Consider the following 3,663-nt stretch of genomic DNA (forward strand, 5'->3'; position numbering starts at 1 on the left):
CGTCTACCAATTTCGCCACTCCCGCAAAAAAAGATGGTGGCTACGACGGGATTCTCTAGATCATCATGTTTATTGCGTGGTTTATAAGTATTGTTATTGCACACTCAAGGCCCTTTAGCTCAGTGGTTAGAGCAGGCGACTCATAATCGCTTGGTCGCTGGTTCAAGTCCAGCAAGGGCCACCAAATCATTATTTACGTATCAGGAAGAGTTAAGGGTACAAGGGGTACTCGATGGCGGTCTATATTTCATGACTAACGCCATTTCAAGGCCATGGCTGGAGGATATAAAGAAGGCGTAACTGATTGAATTGTAATGGCGCGCCCTGCAGGATTCGAACCTGCGGCCCACGACTTAGAAGGTCGTTGCTCTATCCAACTGAGCTAAGGGCGCGTTGATACCGCAATGCGGTGTAATCGCGTGAATTATACGGTCAACCCTTGCTGAGTCAATGGCTTTTGATCTGGTTGCTGAACAAGTGAACGACCGCGTCTGATTACTAGTTTGCCCGGGCCCTTGTCGTCGTCAATTGTACAGCATCCAGGGTGACGGTGCCGAGGATGACGATGAGCGCATTGTTAGATTTCATACACGGTGCCTGACTGCGTTAGCAATTTAACTGTGATAAACTACCGCATTAAAGCTTATCGATGATAAGCTGTCAAACATGAGAATTACAACTTATATCGTATGGGGCTGACTTCAGGTGCTACATTTGAAGAGATAAATTGCACTGAAATCTAGAAATATTTTATCTGATTAATAAGATGATCTTCTTGAGATCGTTTTGGTCTGCGCGTAATCTCTTGCTCTGAAAACGAAAAAACCGCCTTGCAGGGCGGTTTTTCGAAGGTTCTCTGAGCTACCAACTCTTTGAACCGAGGTAACTGGCTTGGAGGAGCGCAGTCACCAAAACTTGTCCTTTCAGTTTAGCCTTAACCGGCGCATGACTTCAAGACTAACTCCTCTAAATCAATTACCAGTGGCTGCTGCCAGTGGTGCTTTTGCATGTCTTTCCGGGTTGGACTCAAGACGATAGTTACCGGATAAGGCGCAGCGGTCGGACTGAACGGGGGGTTCGTGCATACAGTCCAGCTTGGAGCGAACTGCCTACCCGGAACTGAGTGTCAGGCGTGGAATGAGACAAACGCGGCCATAACAGCGGAATGACACCGGTAAACCGAAAGGCAGGAACAGGAGAGCGCACGAGGGAGCCGCCAGGGGGAAACGCCTGGTATCTTTATAGTCCTGTCGGGTTTCGCCACCACTGATTTGAGCGTCAGATTTCGTGATGCTTGTCAGGGGGGCGGAGCCTATGGAAAAACGGCTTTGCCGCGGCCCTCTCACTTCCCTGTTAAGTATCTTCCTGGCATCTTCCAGGAAATCTCCGCCCCGTTCGTAAGCCATTTCCGCTCGCCGCAGTCGAACGACCGAGCGTAGCGAGTCAGTGAGCGAGGAAGCGGAATATATCCTGTATCACATATTCTGCTGACGCACCGGTGCAGCCTTTTTTCTCCTGCCACATGAAGCACTTCACTGACACCCTCATCAGTGCCAACATAGTAAGCCAGTATACACTCCGCTAGCGCTGATGTCCGGCGGTGCTTTTGCCGTTACGCACCACCCCGTCAGTAGCTGAACAGGAGGGACAGCTGATAGAAACAGAAGCCACTGGAGCACCTCAAAAACACCATCATACACTAAATCAGTAAGTTGGCAGCATCACCCGACGCACTTTGCGCCGAATAAATACCTGTGACGGAAGATCACTTCGCAGAATAAATAAATCCTGGTGTCCCTGTTGATACCGGGAAGCCCTGGGCCAACTTTTGGCGAAAATGAGACGTTGATCGGCACGTAAGAGGTTCCAACTTTCACCATAATGAAATAAGATCACTACCGGGCGTATTTTTTGAGTTATCGAGATTTTCAGGAGCTAAGGAAGCTAAAATGGAGAAAAAAATCACTGGATATACCACCGTTGATATATCCCAATGGCATCGTAAAGAACATTTTGAGGCATTTCAGTCAGTTGCTCAATGTACCTATAACCAGACCGTTCAGCTGGATATTACGGCCTTTTTAAAGACCGTAAAGAAAAATAAGCACAAGTTTTATCCGGCCTTTATTCACATTCTTGCCCGCCTGATGAATGCTCATCCGGAATTCCGTATGGCAATGAAAGACGGTGAGCTGGTGATATGGGATAGTGTTCACCCTTGTTACACCGTTTTCCATGAGCAAACTGAAACGTTTTCATCGCTCTGGAGTGAATACCACGACGATTTCCGGCAGTTTCTACACATATATTCGCAAGATGTGGCGTGTTACGGTGAAAACCTGGCCTATTTCCCTAAAGGGTTTATTGAGAATATGTTTTTCGTCTCAGCCAATCCCTGGGTGAGTTTCACCAGTTTTGATTTAAACGTGGCCAATATGGACAACTTCTTCGCCCCCGTTTTCACCATGGGCAAATATTATACGCAAGGCGACAAGGTGCTGATGCCGCTGGCGATTCAGGTTCATCATGCCGTTTGTGATGGCTTCCATGTCGGCAGAATGCTTAATGAATTACAACAGTACTGCGATGAGTGGCAGGGCGGGGCGTAATTTTTTTAAGGCAGTTATTGGTGCCCTTAAACGCCTGGTTGCTACGCCTGAATAAGTGATAATAAGCGGATGAATGGCAGAAATTCGAAAGCAAATTCGACCCGGTCGTCGGTTCAGGGCAGGGTCGTTAAATAGCCGCTTATGTCTATTGCTGGTTTACCGGTTTATTGACTACCGGAAGCAGTGTGACCGTGTGCTTCTCAAATGCCTGAGGCCAGTTTGCTCAGGCTCTCCCCGTGGAGGTAATAATTGACGATATGATCATTTATTCTGCCTCCCAGAGCCTGATAAAAACGGTTAGCGCTTCGTTAATACAGATGTAGGTGTTCCACAGGGTAGCCAGCAGCATCCTGCGATGCAGATCCGGAACATAATGGTGCAGGGCGCTTGTTTCGGCGTGGGTATGGTGGCAGGCCCCGTGGCCGGGGGACTGTTGGGCGCTGCCGGCACCTGTCCTACGAGTTGCATGATAAAGAAGACAGTCATAAGTGCGGCGACGATAGTCATGCCCCGCGCCCACCGGAAGGAGCTACCGGCAGCGGTGCGGACTGTTGTAACTCAGAATAAGAAATGAGGCCGCTCATGGCGTTGACTCTCAGTCATAGTATCGTGGTATCACCGGTTGGTTCCACTCTCTGTTGCGGGCAACTTCAGCAGCACGTAGGGGACTTCCGCGTTTCCAGACTTTACGAAACACGGAAACCGAAGACCATTCATGTTGTTGCTCAGGTCGCAGACGTTTTGCAGCAGCAGTCGCTTCACGTTCGCTCGCGTATCGGTGATTCATTCTGCTAACCAGTAAGGCAACCCCGCCAGCCTAGCCGGGTCCTCAACGACAGGAGCACGATCATGCGCACCCGTGGCCAGGACCCAACGCTGCCCGACTCGAGGGCATCCGATCAACGCTTTCTGGTGAATGGTGCGGGAGGCGAGACTTGAACTCGCACACCTAGCGGCGCCAGAACCTAAATCTGGTGCGTCTACCAATTTCGCCACTCCCGCAAAAAAAGATGGTGGCTACGACGGGATTCTCTAGATCATCATGTTTATTGCG

Annotated in this window: 1 protein-coding gene, 3 tRNA genes and 1 pseudogene; 2 read left to right on the top strand and 3 right to left on the bottom strand. The window is 49.6% G+C overall.

Translation table 11 applies throughout. The features are described from left to right. Window positions 1-108 precede the first annotated feature (108 nt). Window positions 109-184, top strand: a tRNA-Ile gene (locus IMZ35_RS32405). 131 nt (window positions 185-315) lie between these two features. On the opposite strand, the gene IMZ35_RS32410 is transcribed toward IMZ35_RS32405, so the two are convergent. After that, a tRNA-Arg gene (locus tag IMZ35_RS32410) sits at window positions 316-392 on the bottom strand. 1,192 nt (window positions 393-1,584) lie between these two features. After that, window positions 1,585-1,671, bottom strand: a pseudogene (locus IMZ35_RS32415) (IS1 family transposase); the annotation flags it as partial. Window positions 1,672-1,949: 278 nt separating this feature from the next. Here IMZ35_RS32415 and IMZ35_RS32420 point away from each other — a divergent pair. Next, window positions 1,950-2,609 carry a type A-1 chloramphenicol O-acetyltransferase gene (locus IMZ35_RS32420; RefSeq protein ID WP_000412211.1) on the top strand — a complete coding sequence of 220 codons (660 nt, stop codon included), beginning with the start codon at window positions 1,950-1,952 and terminating at the stop codon, window positions 2,607-2,609. Between the two features lie 917 nt (window positions 2,610-3,526). On the opposite strand, the gene IMZ35_RS32425 is transcribed toward IMZ35_RS32420, so the two are convergent. After that, window positions 3,527-3,611: transfer RNA gene (locus IMZ35_RS32425), tRNA-Leu, on the bottom strand. Window positions 3,612-3,663 lie beyond the last annotated feature (52 nt).

It is taken from the genome of Umezawaea beigongshangensis (assembly GCF_016464305.1).
GTDB classification, from domain to species: domain Bacteria; phylum Actinomycetota; class Actinomycetes; order Mycobacteriales; family Pseudonocardiaceae; genus Umezawaea_A; species Umezawaea_A beigongshangensis.

Bases quoted from the DNA above. Each gene is read 5' to 3' on its own strand.
- IMZ35_RS32420 (WP_000412211.1), top strand. From the start codon at position 1,950: ATGGAGAAAAAAATCACTGGATATACCACCGTTGATATATCCCAATGG.